Source organism: Streptomyces sp. NPDC003077 (assembly GCF_040611095.1).
In the GTDB taxonomy this organism is placed as follows: Bacteria; Actinomycetota; Actinomycetes; order Streptomycetales; family Streptomycetaceae; genus Streptomyces.
The window spans coordinates 1-20,048 of record NZ_JBEXNM010000110.1 but is presented as its reverse complement, the minus strand read 5'-3'; the positions used below and the strand labels follow the sequence as shown (position 1 = coordinate 20,048).

Here is a 20,048-nt window from a genome sequence, read left to right as displayed (position 1 = left end):
CCTCAATCGCCGGACGGGCTGAGAGTGGCGGGCTCGGCCCCCGGGGAACGGGGGTGAGCTGCGGCCTGTCGCGGCTCCCGTCACTGCGTCCTCAAACGCCGGACGGGCTGAAAGTGGCGGGCCCGGCCCCCAGGCACCGGGGAGTCCTCAAGCGCCGGACGGGCTGAAGGCGCGAGCTCGGCCCCGGGCATCGGGGTGCCCTCAAGCACCGGACGGGCTGAAAGTGGCGGGCCCGGCCCCCAGGTACCGGGGTATCCCCAAGCCCCGGACGGGCTGAAGCCGCGAGCTCGGCCCCGGGTACCGGGGTATCCCCAAGCACCGGACGGGCTGAAGGCGCGGGCCCGCCCCCAGGCACCCGGGTGTCCTCAAACGCCGGACAGGCTGGTAATCCTCAGCCCCCCACCGGCTCGGCAACCTTCGCCCCGGCCTCGGCCCCGTCCTCGGGAACGGGCCCGCCCCGCCGGATCAGCCCCACCGACACCACCGCGGCGACAAGATACGCAACCGCAGCCGCCCCGAAGGCCCACGCATACCCGACGACCACATCCGTCTGCGTCGCCGCGACCGACATCAGCGCCGCCAGGCCGACCGTCGGCCCCAACTCCATCGCGGTGTTCATGACACCACCCGCCAGTCCCACCTGATGCTGCGGCACATGCGCGGTGGCCAGCACGGCCGACCCGGAGAAGATGAACGAGGCGCCGATCGGCAGCAGGATCAGGCCCGGCAGCAGCCCCAGGGAGTACGTGCTGTCGGACTTGATGCCCGCTAGCAGCGCGAAGCCGACGGCCCCGACGGCCAGGCCGGTGATCGTCACCTTGCCCGCGCCCCACCGTCCGACCAGCGGCGCCGCCACCTTGTTCGTCGCGATCAGGGCGATGGTGAACGGCACGAACGCGCCCGCCGTCGCCAGCGGCGACCAGCCCCGCTCCTGCTGGAGGTAGAGGGAGAGCAGGAAGTTCACCAGGCCGGACGCGGCGGCGGCCAGCAGGATGCCGACGAGCCCGACGACCCGGCGCGGCTGCCGGGCGAACCCCGGCGGCAGCAGCGGATGCCGGACCCGGCGCTCGACCAGGAGGAACGCCCCGAGCAGCACCGCGCCGACGACCAGCGGCACGAACACCGTCGTGGCGGTCCACGGGTGGTCGCCGCTGACGATCAGGCCGTAGCTGCCGATGGAGATGCCGAGCGTGGCCAGCACCGCGCCCGCCGGGTCGAGACCGGGACGGCCTTCCGCCGGCGCGGCGGGCCCCTCCGGCATCAGCGGCTTGGTCACGGCCAGCGCGAGGAAGGAGACGACGACGGGCACGGCGAACATCCAGCGCCACGACACCCACGTCGTCACCACGCCCGAGACGATGGGTCCCAGCGTCGCCCCGAGCACGGACACGCCGCCCCAGGTGGCCATCGCCCGCCCGAACGCGGCCGGTTCGGGGAGCAGCGCCCGCAGCACCGCCACCGCCGCCGGAGCGGTCATCGCCGCGCCGATGCCCTGCGTGAAGCGCAGCCCCACCAGGGCCCAGAAGCTGGGGGCGAACGCGGCGGCGGCCGAGGCGAGCCCGAAGACCGCCAGGCCCACGACGAACATCCGCCGCCCGACGTACCGGTCCGTCAGCCGCCCGCCGAACAGCAGCAGACCGCTGTACGGAAGCCCGTAGGCGGCGCTGACGAGCACCAGGTCCGCCGAGCCGAGGCCGAATTCCCGGCCGATGATGGGCAGCGGCACCGAGATCAGGGTGATCGTGAAGATCAACGTGCACTGGACGACGGCGAGCACCGCGAACCCGAGCCCGGGCCGGGGCCGCGCCCCGCGAGCGGTCTCCGCACTCTTGCCGGTCTTCTCGGCCATCTCGGCCTTCTGGGTCTTCTCGCCGGGCGCGGGTAATGCGCGCTCGGCGACGCTCTCTCCAGGGGATGTGGGCATGGGGAAGCTCCTTTGTCTCCGGTTGGGGGGCAGGACGGGGCCAGGGGGCGGCCCCGGCGGGGGAGTGGGAACGGCCGGGACGTAGCGGACCGGCCGGGTCGGGGGAGCACCACCGGTTCCGGTGCCGCCGGCGGCCAGGGAGGCACGACGGCCTGACGAAGAGCGGGTGTTCTCCGGGAACGGTGGCGTGCGTCGGGGACGGAGGTCGCGGCGGCTTACGGGAACGGTGCCGAGCGGACCGGCGGGTACGTGGCGCCCGGCAGGAGACCCCAGGGGTACGGGGCTGCCGGGGCGCCGCCGAGCGCGCGGAGTGCCGCGGCGCCGCCGGGCTCGCGGGAGGGCGGGCCGGTGCCGATTCCCCGGTGGGCCGAGACGGCAACGGGCCTGCGGGAGTGCGCCGCCGGTGTGTCGCGGCAGGACCGGGCGGGCATCAGAGTGCCCCGTCCGACCGGGCCGCGCCTTCCCTCACGTCGTACGCGCGACCGCCGTCCGGCGCGCCGTACTCAGTACCGCTCATCGCGATCACCCCCCGTGACCCTCAGAGTCCCGACGGACACGGGGACGGGCAATATTTGTTGCCAATACTGGAACGGGCCCCGGCCCCTCGGCCCCGCCGGGCTCGCCCCTCGCGGTCCGCCCCGGCCCCACCGGACTCGCCCCTCGCCGTCCGTCCCGGCCCCACCGCGTCCGCCCCTCGCCGTCCGTCCCGCGCCCGTCCTGCTTGAATCCCCGCATGACGCACACACCCGCCACGGCCACCACGCAAGTGCACGTCCTCGCGGTCTTCCGCGGCCCGGACGGAGGGGGCGGCAACCTGCTCGGTGTCGTACGGGACGGGGCGGCCCTGCCCGACCGGGCCGCCCGCCAGGCGCTCGCCGCCGACCTCGGCTTCAGCGAGACCGTCTTCCTCGACGGTTCCCCCGACGGCGGGCGCACGGTGCGGGCCGACATCTACACCCCTGGAACCCGCCTCCCCTTCGCCGGACACCCGCTCGTCGGCGCCGCCTGGCTGCTGCGGCACCTGGGCTCGCCGGTGGAGGCGCTGCGCCCGTCGGCGGGTGACGTTCCCGTGACGTACGACAGGGACGGGGACGAGAACGAGAACGGGGACGAGAACGGGGGCAGGGACGCGGACGGGGACGTCGTCTGGGTGCGCGGGCGCGCGGAGTGGGCGGCCGGGCGCCGGACCGAGCGGTACGACTCGGTGGCCGCCGTGGACGCCCTGCCCGCGCCTCCCGAGGGCACCGGCTGGCTCTACGCCTGGGCCTGGCGGGACGAGCCCGCCGGCGTCGTCCGCGCCCGCGGGTTCCCGCGCCGCCCCGACGGCGTGGTGGCGGAGGACGAGGCCACCGGCGCCGCCGCCCTCGTCCTCACCCACGAACTCGGCCGCCCCCTGGACATCCGCCAGGGCACCGGCTCGCAGATCCGCACCCGGCCCGCCGCCGACGGCACGATCGAGGTGGGCGGCCGGGTGACGCTGGAGGAGATCCGCTGCTGCTGAGGAGGCCGCCGAGGGGTTACCGGGGGACGGAGACGGCGGGACGGAGACGGCGGGACGGGGAACCAGCCCCCTCTCCCCCTCAGGCGCTCCGCCGGAATTCCTCCCCCAACTCCCTCAGCACCGCCGTGTTCAGCGCGTACGCGCGCCCGCACTCGTCCACGACGCGCTGCTTCTCCAGGTCGTCCAGCGGCAGCGCGTCCAGCAGTCCGCGGTACTCGCGCTTGAAGGCGGCCGGGTTCGCGATGTCTTCGAAGACGTAGAAGCGGACGCCGTCCCCCTTCCGCGCGAACCCCCACACCTTCTCGGCCGTCCCGCGGATGATCTGCCCGCCGGAGAGGTCGCCGAGGTACCGGGTGTAGTGGTGCGCGACGTACCCGGCGGGCCAGTCGCGGACGCAGGCGGCGATCCGTTCGACGTACGCGGCGGTCGTGGGCAGCGGCTCCAGCCCCGCGCGCCACGAGGCCCCGCCCAGGTGCGCCAGGTCGCGCTCCAGTTCGGCCGTACGGGCCAGCTCGGGGCGCACGAACGGCCCGGTCACCGGGTGCCGGGCGAGGACCTCCGCGTCGCTCTCCAAGGCGCGGTACACGAACCACAGCTGCTCGGTGTAGCGCCGGTAGGCGGCCAGGCCCAGCCTGCCTCCGAGGAGGTCGCCGATGAAGGACGAGCCGTTGGCTTCGGCGTGCCGCTCGCGCGAGGCGGTGCGGATCACCGTCGAGAAGGGGACGGGAGGAGCGGACGGTATCGGGCCGAGCGCGTCCAAGACGAACCTCCGGGGGCCGCTGGGAGAGGACGGGGCAGAGACGGATCACAGCTACTTAGGTATACCTAAGTAACCCCGTCCTCAGTCAACCTTTTCCCGACACCCTGTCGGTAAAACCTCTCGGCGCGATCCGGGTGAAGGCTCGCCGGGGCATGGCCCGTGCGGCCCGTATGGGTCATATCGGTCGTATGACTCAAACGAAAACCCCGCCGGATCACGGCGGGGTTTTGACGCGGCGGGCGCGGCACCCGGGGTCGGCCCGGAGTCCGCCCGGGGTCGGCCCGGAGTCCGCCCGGGGTCGGCCCGGAGTCCGCCCGGGGTCGGCCCGGAGTCCGCCCGGGGTCGGCGATCAGGGCAGGGTGAGGATCTCCGCTCCGGTCTCCGTCACCACGAGCGTGTGCTCGAACTGGGCCGTGCGCTTGCGGTCCTTGGTGACGACCGTCCAGCCGTCGTCCCACATGTCGTACTCGTGGGTGCCCAGCGTCAGCATCGGCTCGATGGTGAACGTCATGCCGGGCTTGATCACGGTGTTGTGGTGCGGGCTGTCGTAGTGCGGCACGATCAGGCCGGAGTGGAAGGCCGTGTTGATGCCGTGGCCGGTGAAGTCGCGGACCACGCCGTAGCCGAACCGCTTGGCGTACGACTCGATGACTCGGCCGATGATGTTGATCTGGCGGCCCGGCTTGACCGCCTTGATCGCCCGGTTCAGGGCCTCGCGGGTGCGCTCCACCAGGAGCTTGGACTCCTCGTCCACGTTGCCGCACAGGTAGGTGGCGTTGTTGTCGCCGTGCACGCCGTTGATGTACGCGGTGACGTCGAGGTTCACGATGTCGCCGTCCTTCAGGACGGTCGAGTCCGGGATGCCGTGGCAGATGACCTCGTTCAGCGAGGAGCACAGGGACTTCGGGAAGCCGCGGTACCCGAGCGTCGAGGGGTAGGCGCCGTGGTCGCACATGAACTCGTGGGCGACCCGGTCCAGTTCGTCGGTCGTCACGCCCGGGGCGATGAGCTTGGCGGCCTCCTCCATCGCCTGGGCCGCGATCCGGCCCGCGATCCGCATCCGCTCGATCGTTTCAGCATCCTGCACCTCGGGCCCCGTGTAAGGGGTGGGCGCGGGCTTGCCCACGTACTCCGGGCGGGGGATCGAGGCGGGCACGGGACGGGTGGGGGAGATGGTCCCCGGGACAAGGAGAGACTGGCCAGACATGCGAGCGAGTCTATCCGCGGCCCATCGGGCAAGATGGCGGCACAGAGGTCGCTCGCACCCGGCAGCACACAGGAGGAGTGATGGCGCTGTTCAAGAAGCGTACGGTCGGCAAGCCCGGCGAGTGGTACTACTGCCTGCGCCACCAGAAGGTCGAGGAGGGCCCCGAATGCCGCGCGGCCGACCGCCTCGGCCCGTACGGCTCCAAGGAAGAGGCGGCGCACGCCATCGAGATCGCCCAGGAGCGCAACGCGGAGTGGGAGACGGACCCCCGCTGGCAGAAGGACCGGGGCGAGGAATCGGAGGCGTAAGCCTCCACGGAGCGTCACAGAGGTCCCCAGAGCCTCCACGGAGCGTCCGCGAAGGCCCCCAGAGCGTCCGCAGAGGTCCGCCAGAGGTCCCCGAGCCCCCGCAGGCGAGCAGGCCCCCGCCTCAGCCCGCCACCGTCACCCCCTGATCCTTCCCTCCTCCCCCCTCGTCCCGGCCGTCCCCCTCAGCCGAACAGCCATCCCCCGCGCGCCGCCTCTCCGCCGCCGCGCGCATCTGGGCGGCGTGCGGGTCGGTGCGGGCGTCGTACGCCATGAGCTTCGGCAGCGAGACGGCCAGCGCCGCCACCGCCACCAGGCACATCAGCCCGCCGGACCACACCGACGTCCGGACGTTGGTGAGCGCGGCCATGCCGCCCGCGCGGACCTGGCCGAGCTGCGGGCCCACCGAATACGACAGGAGCTCGATGCCGGCCAGCCGGCCGCGCAGCCCGTCGGGGATCGTCAGGTTCCACATGGTCGAGCGGAAGATGCCGCTCACCATGTCGCAGGCGCCGGCCACGGCCAGCAGGAGCAGCACAAGCCAGACGTCGGTCACCCACCCCGCGGCGGCCATGGCCAGCCCCCAGGCCGCCGCCGCGTACACGACGGCCCGGCCGTGCCGGTGCACCCGCGAGGTCCAGCCGCTGGTCAGGCTCACCACGCTCGCCCCGGCGGGCAGCGCCGCGTACATCAGGCCGAGCGCCCAGGGGGCGTCCAGGTCGTCCGCCAGGAACGGGAAGATGGCGGTCGGGAAGGCGAAGAGCATGGCGACGATGTCGATCGCGTACGTCCCCAGGAGTTCCTTGCGCTTCCAGGCGTAGTGGGCGCCCTGCCCGATGGCGCGCAGGGACGGTTTCTCGGCCTCCCGCGCGGCCGGTGAGGGCGCCAGGCCGAGGGCCAGCAGGACCGAGACCAGGAACGTGACGGCGTCGATGGCGTAGGCCCAGCGAACCCCCGCGTACGCCACGAGCAGGCCCGCCAGCGCCGGGCCCGCGATGGCGCCGATCTGCCAGCGCAGCGAGTTCAGGGCGGCGGCAGCGGCGAGCTGGTCGTGCGGCACCACGCGCGGCAGGATCGCGGTCAGCGCCGGTCTCTGGAGCCCGGTCAGCGCGCTGGTGGCCGCCGCGACCACGTACAGCGGCCAGACCTGCGGCTGCGGCAGCACGCTGTTGAGCAGCAGGATCACGGACAGCAGCCCGAGCCCGGCCTCGGACCAGACGACGAGCTTGCGCCGGTCCACGGCGTCCGCGAGCGCCCCGCCGTACAGCCCGAAGACGATGAGGGGGACGAGTTCCACCGCCCCGACGGCGCCCACGGCCACGGTCGAGCCGGTGAGCTCCTTGAGCTGGAGCGGTACCGCCACGAAGGTCAGGAAGGTTCCGAAGACGGTGACGGCGCCGGCGCACCACATCAGCCGGAAGTCCCGCGAGGACCGCCACGGCGAGAGGTCCGGCAGGAGGGCGCTCAGGCGCCGGGTTCGTGGTGGGCGGGCTTCGGGTGTGGGGGGTATGTCGTCGGTCACGGGCACATGGTCCGGACGCTCGGGGGGCGCGGCAACGGATTTAGGGGCGGGCGGCACATTCGGGACCGCGGATCCAGGGGCGGGTGGCACATTCGGCACCACTGTCAACCAAGGGTTGACGCTCGGGTGCTGTCAACCTACGGTTGACGCATGACGACATCTGCCGCCGGCGGTGCCGGCTCCACCCGCATGACCAACGTCCGTCTGGACGACCTGATCGACGCCATCAAGAAGGTCCACACCGACGCCCTCGACCAGCTCAGCGACGCGGTCCTCACGGCCGAACACCTCGGCGACCTGGCCGACCACCTCATCGGCCACTTCGTGGACCAGGCCCGCCGCTCGGGCGCCTCCTGGACCGACATCGGCCAGAGCATGGGCGTGACCCGGCAGGCCGCCCAGAAGCGCTTCGTGTCCAAGGGCCCCAACCAGGCCGAGGACTTCAGCCGGTTCACTCCGCGCGCCCGGAACGTCGTGGTGGCGGCCCAGAACGAGGCCCGCGCGGCCGGCAACGACCAGATCCGCCCGGAACACCTGGTGCTGGGCCTCGTGGCCGAGCAGGAGGGCCTCGCCGTCCACGCGATCACCACCCTGGGCGTCCCCCTGGCCCGCGTCCGGCAGGCCGCCAAGGAAGCACTCCCCCCGGCGGCGGCCGAGCTGCCCGCCCTCATCCCCTTCGACGCGGACGCCAAGAAGTCCCTCGAACTCACCTTCCGCGAGGCCCTGCGCCTGGGCCACAACTACGTCGGCACGGAACACGTCCTGCTGGCCCTCCTGGAGCACGAGGGCGAGGACGGACTCCTGACGGGCCTCGGCCTGGAGAAGGCGGCGGTGGAGGCGGAGATCGTGCGGCTGCTGGCCGAGGTGACGAAGAGCGCGAAGGAGGCGGACGCCTGACGCACTACGGGCGCGCCCCCGGTGACCGGTCTCTCCCCAGGGGAGACGGCGCCGGGGGCGCGCCCCATGCGCGGATCGCCCGCCGAGCCGCGTCCGCCCCTCCCGAACCCCCTCACCCGTCCCGCGCCAGCAACGTGCACCACGTCTGTCTCCCGTCCTCGCTGGTGCCCCAGCGGTGGGAGAGGGCCTGGACGAGGAGGAGGCCGCGGCCGTGTTCCTCGTCCGGGCCCGGGTGGTGCAGGTGCGGGGGGTGGGGGGAGCCGTCGGTGACCTCGATGTGGAGGCGGCCGGCGGCGTGGGCGAGGGAGACGCAGACGTCCGGGCCCTTGCCGTGCACGACGGCGTTGGTGACCAGTTCGCTGATCAGCAGCTCGGCCGTCTCGGTCAGGTGCGACAGGTTCCAGCGGCGGAGCTGTGCGGTGCCGAAGCGGCGCACCTGACCGACGAGGTGTTTCTCGGGGGCGAAAGACACGATCACCCGTTGGGAATCGTTCACGCATGCTCTCCTTGCCGGTCTGGTCGATGGGTCGTGACCCCGAGTGAGCCGGTGGCAGCGGAGGCGTTCACAGGTGCAAGCCGGGTGCACGCCGGTGTTGGCACTTGGCTTGTCGTTTTCTTGACCGGGTGCGGGGCGCGTCCCTCGGCGCGATGATGCCCAGCGTTGTCGCGCGCCACCGGGAACTCGCGTTTTTCGCTGCCGTACTCACCATGGCCTCAACTCACTACACCCGCAATGTGTTCAGCTACAAATTGCGGAACTGCAGTTAGTAGAGTGGCGTTTCACGTTCCTGCCTGCGAAGGGCACGGGTCCGACACACTGGGTGGGAAAGGGCTGGTCGCAGAGGAGGAGATGTGGGGCAGCCAGCGCGCCGTACCGCGCGCCGCCGCAGGCTGGGGGCCGCGCTCAAAGAGGCCAGGGAGGCGGCGAGCGTCACGCCGGACCAGGCGGCACAAGCGATCCATGGGGACAAACCCAAGATCAGCCGCATTGAGACGGGACGACATCGCATCACCCGGCTGGAAATCGACACCCTGCTGAACCTGTACGAGGTCAAGGACGACAAACTCCGCGAGTGGTTGATCGCGCTTTCGGCCGAGGGGCGCAAGCGCATGTGGTGGCGCCAGCACAGTGACGTGCTGCAACCGGAGTTCAAGGAGTTGTTGACCTTGGAGGCCGACGCGAAACGGATCGCGGCTTTCCAGCCACAGATCATTCCCGGGCTCTTACAGACGAAGGCATACGCCGCGGCCGTCATCCGGGCGTCCGATGTGCGGCTGGCGGACGACGAGGTGGAGTTTTTCGCCAACTTCCGGATCGAGCGGCAAGCGGTGTTCCAGAAAGAAGATCCACCGCAATACTTGTGCATTCTGACGGAGGGGGTGCTCCGGCAGCAGGTCGGCGGTAAGCGGGTGATGGCCGAGCAGTTGCGGCACCTGGTGAGGGTGAGTCGGCCACCGACCACGACCATTCAGGTGATCCCCTTCGAGCAGGGCGGTTACACGGGCACCAACGGGGCCTTCGTGCTGTACTCCTATCCGGATCCGCTGGATCTCGATGTCGTACAGGTCGAATACCTCGGCGGCAGCCTGTACCTGGAAGAAGATCGACCGGTGCGCAAATACCAGGACGCGATGGACGGGCTGCGGACGGCGGCACTATCTTCCCGCCAGTCCATGGAGCTGATCTCGTCGATCGCACGAGACTTCGAACATGAGTGATGGAGTGCCCGCTTATGACTCGGCATGACCTTCCCGCGGAGAAGTGGCGCAAGTCCTCCCACAGTGGAGCCCAGCAAGGCGACTGCCTGGAAACGCAGGTCACCGATGGGGGTTTGGTGGCCGTCGGGGACAGCAAGGCGCGCGTACGGGGAGCGTTCGTGTGTGCTCCCGGGGTGTGGGAGTCGTTCATCGGTGCCGTGAAGCGGGGGGAATTGGGCGACGTGTAGCCGGGCTGGAGTGATCGGGTTCCGGCCGGAAAGGGGCGTCGGGGAGGGGAGCGGGGTTCCGACCGGAAAGGGCTGCCGAGGGGGCGGAAACAGCTTCGGTGGGGGACGGGAACGGCCGCCGACGATGAGAGCCGAATTGCCGCCGGAGCCTCGCTTTCCGCTTTCCGTCCCTCCGGCGGCCGGCGTTCCGCCGATGTTCTGCGGACCTCCAGCGACCTTCCGCAAACCTCCAGTCGACCTTCCGCAAACCTTCCGCCGACCTCCCGCAAACCTCCCGCCGACCTTCCGCCGGCGTTCCGGATAGCCGTGGAGATCACCGACGGCATTACCGTCGCGGCCCTTTCTCCATACGGCCGCCACGCCATCCATTGCATCCGCGTAACGACTCCTTGACGGCCCGTAACCCGCTCCCTATGGTCACCGCAGGACAGAGGACGTCCTACCTCCGGCCGTGAGGGGTGGCCCGTGGCTCACGAGACGCCGTTCGAGGCATCGTTCGAGACGTCCGTGCCGTTCCGGGCCGGGACCGAGGGGTACGCGAGCTTCCGCATTCCGGCCGTGGTGCGCGGCAGTGGCGGGACGCTGCTGGCCTTCGCGGAAGGGCGGGTCTCCTCGGCGGCGGACCACGGGGACATCGACATCGTGCTCAAGCGGTCCACGGACGGCGGGCGCACCTGGGGTCCCTTGCAAGCCGTCGCGCGCAACGGCACCGGTACGGCCGGGAATCCGGCCCCCGTCGTGCTCGCCACCGGTCGCGTCCTGCTCCCGCACGTCCGCAACGCCGCCTCCGCCACCGAGGCCGCCATCCGGCGCGGGGAGGTCTCCGCCGCCGACGGGCGGCGCGTGTGGATCCAGCACAGTGACGACGACGGGCAGGTGTGGAGCACGGCCCGGGAGATCACCGCGCAGGTCAAGCGGACGGGGTGGCGCTGGTACGCGACCACGCCGGGGCACGCGCTCCAGTTGCGCGCCGGTCCGCACGCCGGGCGGGTGGTCGTCCCGGCCAACCACTCCATCCCGCCGGTGGACCCGGCCGACGACGGCTCGGAAGGCCGGTACGACGGCGGCCACGTGCTGCTGAGCGACGACGACGGGGCGAACTGGCGCATCGGCTACACGGACAGCAACCCCAACGGCTACATCAACACCAACGAGACGACGGCCGCCGAACTGCCCGACGCCTCCTTGTACTTCAACGCCCGCAACGACGCGACGGCCCCGGGCCACCGCGCCGACGCCTACTCCGCGCCCGAGGACGCCGGGGAGCGGCTGGTCAAGCCGTTCCGGCCGCAGGCGGGGCTGACCGGGCCGGTGGTGCAGGGGAGCGTGCTGCACCTGGGGACGCCGGACGTGCTGCTGTTCTCCGGGCCCGCCGACCCGGCCGCCCGCGCGCTGATGACCGTCCGCCACAGTCACGACCGGGGCCTGACCTGGCGCGTCGCGCACACGGTCTCCGGGCTGCCGGCCGCGTACTCCGACCTCGTACGGATCGACGACGCGACCGTCGGACTGCTCTACGAGACCGGGGACTTCAGCGCCTACTCGACGATCACCTTTCGCCGCATTCCCGTGGAGGAGCTGCTATGAGGACGAGGCTGCTATGAGGGGGGCGGGGCCGGTATGAGGACGGGCGGCGAGAGTCCACGGCCGGAGCCGGGGCCGGGGCAGGACCGGCCACCGGGCCCGCGGCTCCCCGCCCCCGGGCGCCGGACCGTGCTCGGCGTCGCGGCGGGCGCCACCGCCGCCCTCGCGCTGGCCGGGTGCGGGGACGACGGGTCGGGGGACGCCGAGAAGCCGCGCGAGCGGAAGAAGGGCGAGAAGATCACGCTCACGTTCTGGTCCTGGGTGCCGGGCATCGACAAGCCGGTGGACCTGTGGAACAGCCGCCACCCGGACGTGCGGGTGCAGGTGGAGAAGGTGTCGGCGGTCAACGGGCAGCAGTACGCCAAGATGCACGCCGCGATCAAGGCGGGGGACCCGCCGGACCTGGCGCAGATCGAGTTCCCGGTCGTCCCGAGCTTCCTGCTCGACAACGGGTTGCAGGACCTGGCCCCGTTGGGCGCCGACCGCTCCAAGGACCGGTTCGTGGGCTGGCAGTGGCAGCAGTCGGTGTTCGGGAAGGGGGTCTACGCGATTCCGCAGGCGTCCGGGCCGATGGGGTTCTTCGTCCGGAAGGACCTGTTCGACAAGTGGGGCATCCAGATTCCCCAGACCTGGGACGAGTACGCGGACGCCGCCGAGGCCGTCCGCCGGCGCGGCGCGTGGATCGAGACCTTCGCGCCCACCAACGGCAACCGGTTCGCGGGTTACGCCTGGCAGGCGGGCGCCAAGTGGTACGCCGCCGAGGGCGACACCTGGAAGATCGGCATCGACGACGCGCCCACCCGGAAGATCGCCGACTACTGGGAGGACCTCGTCCGGCGCAAGCTCGTCAAGACCATCCCGGACCGGCAGAACGCCTGGTACAAGGACATTCAGACCGGCGCCATCCCCGCCTGGCTCGGCGCGAGCTGGGGCGACGCCCTGCTGGTCGGCAACGCGCCCGGCACGAAGGGCAAGTGGCGGGTGGCGCCGCTGCCCCAGTGGGAGCACGGCGCGAACGTGCACGCCAACTGGGGCGGCTCGACCACCGCCGTCTTCCGGGGCACCCGCTACCCCAAGGACGCGCTGGACTTCGCGGTCTGGCTCAACACCGACCCCGACTCGATCGAGCTGCTCATCAAGGGCGGTTACGGCTTCCCGAGTGCGAAGAAGGGCTACGCCACCACCGATCTGGACGTGGCCAAGGACTTCTTCGGCGGCCAGGCGTACAGCCGGGTGTTCGCGGACGCGGGCGCGCACGTCGACACGAGCTGGCAGTGGGGCCCCGGGGTGGACACGCTGTACCAGCGGCTGGGCGACGCGTTCACGGAGGCGCTGGCCGGCGGCGGCTCCTTCCGGTCTGTGCTGACGAAGGTGCAGGAGCAAACCCTCGCGGATCTGCGGGGGAAGGGGCTGAAGGTGGAGAGCGCCGGGTGAGGAGGGGGCGGGGGAGGGGCAACGGGGCGCGTGGGACGGCGGGTGCCGGAGCTGTGGGTGGCCGAGCGCGGGGCGGTCCCGGACGAGCCGGTGGACGGGCCTCCGGACGAGCCGCTGGACGGGCCTCCGGACGAGCCGCTGGACGAGCCCCGGCCCACGGCCCCCGCTGGACCCGTACCGAGACGCGGAACGCCCGCGCCGCCGCCGGTTTCGTCCTCCCCTTCCTCGCCCTCTTCCTGCTCTGCTTCGTCGCGCCGATCGTCTACGCCGTCGTCCAGAGCCTCCAGAAGACCGAACGGACCGGCCCGCTCGGGCTCGGCGGCGAGGAACGCGAGGTGTTCGCCGGGCTGGCCAACTACGGGCACGCGCTCGCCGACGACCGGTTCCTGAGCGGTTTCGGACGGGTGCTGCTCTTCGGTGTCGTCCAGATACCGGTGATGATCGCGCTGGCGACCGTTCTGGCGCTCCTCCTGGAGAGCGCGAGCGCACGCGGGGTCACCTTCTTCCGGGGTGCCTTCTTCCTCCCCTACGGGGTCCCCGGGGTGATCGCCTCGATCCTGTGGGGGTTCCTGTACGTGCCCGGGATCAGCCCTCTGGTGGAGATCGGCCGGTCGATCGGCTGGGACGTGGACTTCCTGTCCCGCGGCGCCGTCCTGTGGTCCATCGCCAACATCGTCACCTGGCAGTTCACCGGCTACAACATGCTCGTCCTGATCTCCCAGCTCAAGGCCGTACCGGGGGAGCTGTACGAGGCGGCGCGGATCGACGGCGCGAGCGCGTGGCAGGTCGCTCGGCACATCAAGATCCCGCTGATCCGCCCCGCGCTCGTCCTGACCACCGTCTTCAGCATCATCGGCACGCTCCAGCTCTTCGCCGAACCGATGGTGCTGCGCCCGCTCGCCTCGTCCATCGACTCCGGGTACACGCCCAACCTGCACGCGTACAGCGCGGCGTTCGTCGGCAACGACCAGCACACGGCCGCAGCGGAGGCGGTGCTGCTGGCTCTGGTCGCCTGCGTGCTGTCCTTCGGCTTCCTGCGGCTGGTGGGACGGCGGGGAGAGGGGATGGCGGGATGAGCGGCTTCCCGGGGCGGACCACGGCCGATGCCCGGCCGCGGGCGACGACGGACGCGAAGAAGGGCACGGGGAAGGGCGTGACGGAGGGCGCGGGGAAAGGCAAGGGGAACGCGGGGCAGGCCCCCCGCTCGCGCCGCGCGGCCAACCTGCCCCCTGTCCGCTACCGCATCATCACGGCCTCGCTGCTCACCATCGCCGCGATCTACTTCCTGCTGCCGGTGTACTGGCTCGTCGTCTCGGCCACCAAGAACAGCGCCGACCTCTTCGGCACCTTCGGCTTCTGGTTCGCCCGCCCGCGCCCGCTGGAGTACCTGGGCGACGTGCTGACCTACGACGACGGGATCTACCTGCGCTGGGTCCTGAACTCCCTCCTCTACGCGGGGGTCGGCGCGCTCGCCGCCACACTGCTGTCCGCGGCGGCGGGCTACGGGCTGGCGAAGTTCCCGTTCCCCGGGCGGGAGGCGGTCTTCAACGTCGTCCTGGCCGGCGTCCTGATCCCCGGCACCGCGCTCGCCCTCCCGCTGTACTTCCTCTTCAGCTCGATCGGCCTGAGCAACACCTACTGGTCGGTGCTCATCCCGAGCGTCGTCAGCCCCTTCGGCGTCTACCTCTGCCGGATCTACGCCGCCGCGGCGGTCCCGGACTCGCTGCTGGAGGCGGCCCGGATCGACGGGGCGCGCGAGGCGCGGATCTTCGCGTTCCTGGGGCTGCGGCTGATGACCCCGGCGCTGGTCACCGTCTTCCTCTTCCAGTTCGTCCACATCTGGAACAACTTCTTCCTGCCGCTGGTCATGCTCTCCGACTCCGACCTGTATCCGATCCAGCTCGGCCTGACGACGTGGACGGGCTACGCGGACCGGCAGCCGGAGCTGTACCAATACACGGTGGGTGGCGCGTTCCTGTCCGTTTTGCCGTTGATGGTGCTGATGACGGTCCTCCAGCGGTACTGGCGCACGGGCCTCACGGAGGGCGGAGTGAAGGCGTGACAGTATCGCTGTCATGACTACTCCTGACGATGTGAACGCGCAGGGCGACGGCGCCTCCGAGGGCACCCCGGCCCCCGCCAAGAAGGCCCCGGCCAAGGACCCCTGGGACCTCCCGGACGTCTCCGGCCTGGTGGTCGGCGTCCTCGGCGGCACCGGCGACCAGGGCCGCGGGCTGGCCTACCGGCTCGCCCGCGCCGGCCAGAAGGTGATCATCGGCTCGCGGGCCGCCGAGCGCGCCCAGGCCGCCGCCGACGAGCTGGGCCACGGCGTCACCGGCGCCGACAACGCCGAGTGCGCGCGGAACAGCGACATCGTGATCATCGCCGTGCCGTGGGAGGGCCACGCCAAGACCCTCCAGTCGCTGCGCGCGGAGCTGGCGGGCAAGCTCGTCATCGACTGCGTCAACCCGCTCGGCTTCGACAAGAAGGGCGCCTACGCGCTCGTCCCCGAGGAGGGCAGCGCCGCCGAACAGGCCGCCGCGCTGCTCCCCGAGTCCCGGGTCACCGCCGCCTTCCACCACCTCTCCGCCGTCCTGCTCCAGAACCCGGAGATCGAGAGCATCGACACGGACGTGATGGTGCTGGGCGAGTCCCGCGACGACACCGACGTGGTGCAGGCGCTCGCCGCCCGCATCCCCGGCATGCGCGGCGTCTTCGCAGGCCGGCTGCGCAACGCCCACCAGGTCGAGTCGCTGGTCGCGAACCTGATCTCGGTCAACCGCCGGTACAAGGCCCACGCGGGGCTGCGGATCACGGACGTGTGAGGGACGGGGGCGACGCTCCCGCGTGTCGCCCCCGTACCCCGCCTGAGCTGGCCTTCCGCCGCCGGACACCGTAGGACGAGACCGACGTGTCACCCCGTAGGGGGCATGGGGGACACTGGAGGGGTCCGACCCGACCCCCGACAGGAGCCGAGCCCCATGCCCCGCCTCGCCGTCTTCGCCCTCATCGTGTGCGCCCTCGCCGTCGCGGCGGCCGTGATCTCCTTCGTGGAGGGGAGCTGGCTGGGCATCGTGTGGGTGCTGATGGCCGGGATCTCCAGCAACATGGCGTGGTTCTACATCCGCAAGGCCAAGGCCGACCGGGCGCAGGCCGCCGAGGCGGCGAACGGGGCGGGTGCGGCGCGCACGGCCTGACAACGGGCGCCGGGCTTCCCAGGAAGCCCGCCGCACGACGAAACGAACGGGCGGGCCGCCGGACCGCGACCCACCCGTCCGCCGTTCCGGTTCCGCCGCCTACCTCAGCCCGCTGTCGAGCGCGCTCATCAGCGTTCCGTTGGCGGTGTCGCCGGACATCTCCCAGATCATCGCGCCCAGCAGCCCCTTCTGCTTGATCCACGCGGTCTTCTTGCCGATGGACCACGGGTCGTCGAAGGACCACCACTGGCCGTTCGCGCCGGTGTACCCGTACGTCGAGACGGACTGCTCGTCGTGGTACACGGTCATGCCCGGCACGTTGGCCAGCAGGTTGGCGTACCCGCGGGTGCCCGCCTCCTCCTGGAACTGGCCCGGGGCCGCGCCGTCCGCCGCCTGCCACTCACCGTGCGCGCCACCGTCCACGACGCTCTTCCAGCCGCGCCCGTAGAACGGGACCCCGACGGTCAGCTTGCGCGGGCTGACCCCCGCGTCCGTGTACGTCTTGATGGCGTCCTCGACGCTGAAGTGGAACGGGTACGGGTCCTGGGCGTCCCGGTACAGGTTGGCCTGGTGGCCGGTGCGCTTGGGCTCCCAGGAGTTGTCGCTGCCCGAGCCGTGGAAGTCGTAGCCCTGGACGTTGGCGTAGTCGAGGTGGTCGAAGACCTTGTCCAGCTCCCAGCCCTGCTCGATCTTGACCGGGTCGGCCGGGGTGAAGGCGGTCAGCAGTTTGTGCTCGCCGCCCAGCGCGTCGAGCTGCCGCCGGAACTCGGCGATCAGCAGCGTGTTGTTCACCTTGTCGGCCGCGCTGTAGTGGTTGCCGGGGTGGCCCTCCGCGCCCGGCCACTCCCAGTCGAGGTCGATGCCGTCGAAGATCCCCGCGCCGGTGCCGGGGCCGCCCGCGCCGTTGTAGACGGGCAGGTTGCCCTTGATCCACACGTCGATGCAGGACGAGACGAACTTCTTGCGGGAGGCGTCGGTGGCCGCCGCGTCCGAGAAGAACTTCGAGAACGTCCAGCCGCCCAGCGAGACCACCACCTTCAGGTGCGGGTGCTTGGCCTTGAGCTTCTTGAGCTGGTTGAAGTTGCCGCGCAGCTTGCCCCAGCCGTCGTCGGCGACCCCGTCCACCGACTGCGACGCGGGGAAGGCGCGCCCGTAGTCGGCCTCGGCGTCACCCGCGCCCGTGCCCTCGTCCGGGTCCTGGGGGTTCTGGGATACGCCCTTGGTCACGCCCGCCAGGCAGGTCAGGTTGACCGGGTCGATGTTCTCGAAGGAGTAGTTGATGACGTCGAGCTTGGCGGCGGCGCCCGAGGTGTCGAGGTTCTTGACGAAGTACTGCCGCCCGTAGATGCCCCACTGGGCGAAGTAGCCGACCTTCAGGTTCTTGCCGGGCCCGGCGATGTCGTCCGTGGTGACGTTCGCCGTGTTCGAGGCGGGCGAGGAGTTCTCGGCCGCGTCGCGCGCCTTGACGGTGAAGGCGTAGGCCGTCGCGGGCTGGAGGCCGTCCACGGTCGCGGTGGTCGTGTCGCCCGGGACCGTCTTCGCCAGCGTTCCGCCCCGGTACACGTCGTACGCCGCGACGCCGACGTTGTCACTCGCCTTGTCCCAGGCCAGCGAGACGCTGGAGGACGTCTTCCCGGTGCCGCGCAGGTTGCCGGGCGCGGTGGGCGGCACGGGGTCGGTCGCCGGGTCCACGGTCTTGGCGGTGACCGGCGGGCTCTCCGGCCCGGCGTTGCCCCGCCGGTCCTTGGCGCGGACGGTGAACGTGTACGTGGTCGCCGGGGTCAGGCCGGTGACGGTCGCGGACGTGCCGGTGCTGGTCGCCACGGTCTTGCCGTCGCTGACCACCTCGTACGACGTGACCGGGTAGTCGCCCGGCGAGGCGGCCGGCCAGCTCAGCGCGATGCTGCGGGCCGTCGCCGAGGTGACCGTGGGCGTTCCCGGGGCGGACGGCGGGACGTCGGGCGTGCCGTCGCACTTGTCCCCGTTGACCGTGCAGGCCGTGGGCGTGCCGACCGGCCCGTTCGCGATGAACCAGTAGCTGTACGGCTCGGTGCTGCCACCGGCCGCGACATTGCCGTTGTAGTGGGCGTTCTTGACGGTGACGTGGCGGCCGTTGACGGTGGCCACGCCGTGGTAGTGGCCCTGGAGCGTGACCCCGGCCGGGAGGTCGAACTCCAGCGTCCAGCCGTTGACGGCGGCCGACCCGCCATTGCGGACGACGTAGGTGCCCGTCCACCACGACCCGTTGTTCTGGGTGCTGAAGGTCGCGGTGAGCGTGCCCGCGGCCTGCGCGGGTGCCGCCGCCGTGCCGGTCAGCGTGGCGACGATGACGAAGAGGGGGGTGAGCAGGGCCAAGGCTCTGCTCCGGAATGTGCGCCGGTCTTTCATGGGCGTCCCTGTGAGTGTGAGTGGTACAGGGTGGGGAACCGGACTGCGCATACCCGGACCGGCGCGCGGGGCGTGTGCGAGGGACCGCCGGGCGGGCTCACGTGAGGCGCGGGCCGTCAGGCGGGGCACCGAGGAAGGGTGAGCCACCGGGTGGCCGAGCGCCGGGTGGGGCCGAGCAGTCGCACCATAAATGGTCTGGACCAGAGCGTCAACAGGGTCGGTGAGGGGCGATAGTTGGTGACGTGAAAGCCGCTGGACGCCTTCGGAGTGCTCGGCGGCCTGGCCGGGGGCGAGCCGTCCCCCTTCTCCTGCCGGTCCCGGTCGTGTGCCCCGATGCCGAGGTACCCGCCTTGGCGCGATCGGCCTTACGTTTCCTCGGACTTCATGGCCCCGGCGGGACATGCCCGGCTTCGGTCTCCACGGACCGGCGGGACATGCCCGGCTTCGGTCGGTCTCCACGGACCGGCGGGACATGCTCCGGACCCCACGGGCCGGCGGGGCACGCCCCGGGCTCCACGGGTCGGCGAGGCACGCTCCGGGCTCCACGGGCCGCCCCGGCGGGCCATGATCGACTGCTGGCTATGCTGCCGCGCATGGACATCGTGATCCCCCTCTTCGACCACTTCGAGCCGCTCGACGCGATCGGGCCGTACGAGATCCTCGCGTACGTGCCCGGTGCCACCGTGCGGTTCGTCGCGGCCCGACCCGGCCTGGTGCGGGACGTGCTGGGGTCCTTGCCGGTGCACGTCCCCACCGGCTACTCCGAGGTGGAACACTGCGACGTCCTGCTGATCCCGGGCGGCGGCAGCTTCCAGAGCATGGTGAACGACCCCGCGTTCCTCGACTGGGTGCGCCGGATCCACGCCGGCACCCGCTTCACCACGGCGGTCTGCACGGGTTCCCTGGTCCTCGGCGCGGCCGGTCTGCTGGACGGCCTGACCGCCACCACCCATTGGGACGCCGCCGCCGATCTGGAGACGTACGGCGCCGTCTACACCCCCGAGCGGGTGGTCCGGCACGACCGGGTGATCACCGCGGCCGGGGTCTCCTCCGGCATCGACATGGCCGTCCGGCTGGCCGCCCTGCTCACCGACGAGACGACCGCCCAGGCGATCCAGCTTTACACCGAGTACGATCCGCAACCGCCTTTCGACACCGGCTCGGTGGCCAAGGCCCCGGCCGAGGTCGTCGAACGGGCTCGGGAATTGGGCCGACAGGCGAGCCGCCGGGTTCGTTGAGGAGCCGCCCCATGGCGTCGCTCCCTTCGGCTGCTTCGGCCTCTTCGGGGCCTTCGGGGCCTTCGGCTCCTTCGGTTGGGAGATGACCGCGAGTGCGCACGCATGGCAACGGCCGGGACGCCTGGTAGCGGACCTACCAGGCGTC

The 20,048-nt window shown here is 71.6% G+C and carries 18 protein-coding genes; 12 read left to right on the top strand and 6 right to left on the bottom strand.

Annotated features, from left to right (window positions below; all coding sequences use genetic code 11):
- Nucleotides 1–391 precede the first annotated feature (391 nt).
- On the bottom strand, nucleotides 392–1,924 hold the full coding sequence (locus ABZX96_RS36660) for an MFS transporter (RefSeq protein ID WP_355553546.1): 1,533 nt from the start codon (nucleotides 1,922–1,924) through the stop codon (nucleotides 392–394).
- 733 nt (nucleotides 1,925–2,657) lie between these two features.
- On the opposite strand from ABZX96_RS36660, the gene ABZX96_RS36655 reads away from it, so the two are divergent.
- Entirely contained in the window at nucleotides 2,658–3,425 is a 768-nt protein-coding gene (locus tag ABZX96_RS36655) for a PhzF family phenazine biosynthesis protein (RefSeq protein ID WP_355553544.1), read from the top strand.
- Nucleotides 3,426–3,504: 79 nt separating this feature from the next.
- On the opposite strand, the gene ABZX96_RS36650 is transcribed toward ABZX96_RS36655, so the two are convergent.
- Both ABZX96_RS36650 and map read right to left on the bottom strand, forming a co-directional pair.
- A complete protein-coding gene (locus ABZX96_RS36650) occupies nucleotides 3,505–4,185 on the bottom strand; it encodes a biliverdin-producing heme oxygenase (RefSeq protein WP_355553541.1) in 681 nt (226 codons plus the stop codon).
- A 349-nt stretch (nucleotides 4,186–4,534) separates the two neighbouring features.
- Nucleotides 4,535–5,392, bottom strand: coding sequence for a type I methionyl aminopeptidase (map, locus tag ABZX96_RS36645; protein ID WP_355553538.1), 858 nt, complete (start codon nucleotides 5,390–5,392; stop codon nucleotides 4,535–4,537).
- Between the two features lie 80 nt (nucleotides 5,393–5,472).
- On the opposite strand from map, the gene ABZX96_RS36640 reads away from it, so the two are divergent.
- The gene (locus ABZX96_RS36640) at nucleotides 5,473–5,700 is read left to right on the top strand and encodes a hypothetical protein (protein WP_355553535.1); all 228 of its coding nucleotides are present in this window, start codon (nucleotides 5,473–5,475) and stop codon (nucleotides 5,698–5,700) included.
- 121 nt (nucleotides 5,701–5,821) lie between these two features.
- Here the strand turns inward: ABZX96_RS36640 and ABZX96_RS36635 are convergent, their stop codons facing one another.
- Nucleotides 5,822–7,207 (bottom strand): MFS transporter, encoded by a 1,386-nt coding sequence (locus ABZX96_RS36635; RefSeq protein WP_355553549.1) that lies wholly within the window; start codon nucleotides 7,205–7,207, stop codon nucleotides 5,822–5,824.
- 162 nt (nucleotides 7,208–7,369) lie between these two features.
- On the opposite strand from ABZX96_RS36635, the gene ABZX96_RS36630 reads away from it, so the two are divergent.
- Nucleotides 7,370–8,116 (top strand): Clp protease N-terminal domain-containing protein, encoded by a 747-nt coding sequence (locus tag ABZX96_RS36630; RefSeq protein ID WP_355553532.1) that lies wholly within the window; start codon nucleotides 7,370–7,372, stop codon nucleotides 8,114–8,116.
- Between the two features lie 112 nt (nucleotides 8,117–8,228).
- Here the strand turns inward: ABZX96_RS36630 and ABZX96_RS36625 are convergent, their stop codons facing one another.
- The gene (locus ABZX96_RS36625; RefSeq protein WP_355553529.1) at nucleotides 8,229–8,612 is read right to left on the bottom strand and encodes an ATP-binding protein; all 384 of its coding nucleotides are present in this window, start codon (nucleotides 8,610–8,612) and stop codon (nucleotides 8,229–8,231) included.
- A 356-nt stretch (nucleotides 8,613–8,968) separates the two neighbouring features.
- On the opposite strand from ABZX96_RS36625, the gene ABZX96_RS36620 reads away from it, so the two are divergent.
- The 8 genes from ABZX96_RS36620 to ABZX96_RS36585 all read left to right on the top strand — a co-directional run bounded on the left by ABZX96_RS36620 (nucleotide 8,969) and on the right by ABZX96_RS36585 (nucleotide 16,277).
- On the top strand, nucleotides 8,969–9,835 hold the full coding sequence (locus tag ABZX96_RS36620) for a helix-turn-helix transcriptional regulator (protein WP_355553526.1): 867 nt from the start codon (nucleotides 8,969–8,971) through the stop codon (nucleotides 9,833–9,835).
- Nucleotides 9,835–10,062 carry a DUF397 domain-containing protein gene (locus ABZX96_RS36615; RefSeq protein WP_355553523.1) on the top strand — a complete coding sequence of 76 codons (228 nt, stop codon included), beginning with the start codon at nucleotides 9,835–9,837 and terminating at the stop codon, nucleotides 10,060–10,062. The genes ABZX96_RS36620 and ABZX96_RS36615 overlap by 1 nt, the downstream gene beginning before the upstream one ends.
- A gap of 465 nt (nucleotides 10,063–10,527) precedes the next feature.
- Nucleotides 10,528–11,649: a sialidase family protein gene (locus ABZX96_RS36610; RefSeq protein ID WP_355553520.1), complete on the top strand. Its 1,122-nt coding sequence runs from the start codon at nucleotides 10,528–10,530 to the stop codon at nucleotides 11,647–11,649.
- Nucleotides 11,650–11,775: 126 nt separating this feature from the next.
- A complete protein-coding gene (locus ABZX96_RS36605; RefSeq protein WP_355553517.1) occupies nucleotides 11,776–13,080 on the top strand; it encodes an extracellular solute-binding protein in 1,305 nt (434 codons plus the stop codon).
- Between the two features lie 53 nt (nucleotides 13,081–13,133).
- Nucleotides 13,134–14,156, top strand: coding sequence for a sugar ABC transporter permease (locus tag ABZX96_RS36600; protein WP_355553514.1), 1,023 nt, complete (start codon nucleotides 13,134–13,136; stop codon nucleotides 14,154–14,156).
- Nucleotides 14,153–15,142 (top strand): carbohydrate ABC transporter permease, encoded by a 990-nt coding sequence (locus ABZX96_RS36595; protein ID WP_355553511.1) that lies wholly within the window; start codon nucleotides 14,153–14,155, stop codon nucleotides 15,140–15,142. Before ABZX96_RS36600 ends, ABZX96_RS36595 begins: the two co-directional genes overlap by 4 nt.
- A 13-nt stretch (nucleotides 15,143–15,155) precedes the next feature.
- Nucleotides 15,156–15,905 carry an NADPH-dependent F420 reductase gene (npdG, locus tag ABZX96_RS36590; protein ID WP_355553508.1) on the top strand — a complete coding sequence of 250 codons (750 nt, stop codon included), beginning with the start codon at nucleotides 15,156–15,158 and terminating at the stop codon, nucleotides 15,903–15,905.
- 105 nt (nucleotides 15,906–16,010) lie between these two features.
- On the top strand, nucleotides 16,011–16,277 hold the full coding sequence (locus tag ABZX96_RS36585; protein WP_355553505.1) for a hypothetical protein: 267 nt from the start codon (nucleotides 16,011–16,013) through the stop codon (nucleotides 16,275–16,277).
- 99 nt (nucleotides 16,278–16,376) lie between these two features.
- On the opposite strand, the gene ABZX96_RS36580 is transcribed toward ABZX96_RS36585, so the two are convergent.
- On the bottom strand, nucleotides 16,377–18,665 hold the full coding sequence (locus ABZX96_RS36580) for a glycosyl hydrolase family 18 protein (RefSeq protein ID WP_355553502.1): 2,289 nt from the start codon (nucleotides 18,663–18,665) through the stop codon (nucleotides 16,377–16,379).
- 593 nt (nucleotides 18,666–19,258) lie between these two features.
- On the opposite strand from ABZX96_RS36580, the gene ABZX96_RS36575 reads away from it, so the two are divergent.
- On the top strand, nucleotides 19,259–19,903 hold the full coding sequence (locus ABZX96_RS36575; RefSeq protein WP_355553499.1) for a DJ-1/PfpI family protein: 645 nt from the start codon (nucleotides 19,259–19,261) through the stop codon (nucleotides 19,901–19,903).
- Nucleotides 19,904–20,048: the final 145 nt, after the last annotated feature.

Bases quoted from the DNA above. Each gene is read 5' to 3' on its own strand.
- ABZX96_RS36575 (WP_355553499.1), top strand. From the start codon at position 19,259: ATGGACATCGTGATCCCCCTCTTCGACCACTTCGAGCCGCTCGACGCG.
- ABZX96_RS36660 (WP_355553546.1), bottom strand. From the start codon at position 1,924: ATGCCCACATCCCCTGGAGAGAGCGTCGCCGAGCGCGCATTACCCGCG.
- map (WP_355553538.1), bottom strand. From the start codon at position 5,392: ATGTCTGGCCAGTCTCTCCTTGTCCCGGGGACCATCTCCCCCACCCGT.
- ABZX96_RS36640 (WP_355553535.1), top strand. From the start codon at position 5,473: ATGGCGCTGTTCAAGAAGCGTACGGTCGGCAAGCCCGGCGAGTGGTAC.
- ABZX96_RS36585 (WP_355553505.1), top strand. From the start codon at position 16,011: ATGGGGGACACTGGAGGGGTCCGACCCGACCCCCGACAGGAGCCGAGC.
- npdG (WP_355553508.1), top strand. From the start codon at position 15,156: ATGACTACTCCTGACGATGTGAACGCGCAGGGCGACGGCGCCTCCGAG.
- ABZX96_RS36580 (WP_355553502.1), bottom strand. From the start codon at position 18,665: ATGAAAGACCGGCGCACATTCCGGAGCAGAGCCTTGGCCCTGCTCACC.
- ABZX96_RS36655 (WP_355553544.1), top strand. From the start codon at position 2,658: ATGACGCACACACCCGCCACGGCCACCACGCAAGTGCACGTCCTCGCG.
- ABZX96_RS36630 (WP_355553532.1), top strand. From the start codon at position 7,370: ATGACGACATCTGCCGCCGGCGGTGCCGGCTCCACCCGCATGACCAAC.
- ABZX96_RS36615 (WP_355553523.1), top strand. From the start codon at position 9,835: ATGGAGTGCCCGCTTATGACTCGGCATGACCTTCCCGCGGAGAAGTGG.
- ABZX96_RS36595 (WP_355553511.1), top strand. From the start codon at position 14,153: ATGAGCGGCTTCCCGGGGCGGACCACGGCCGATGCCCGGCCGCGGGCG.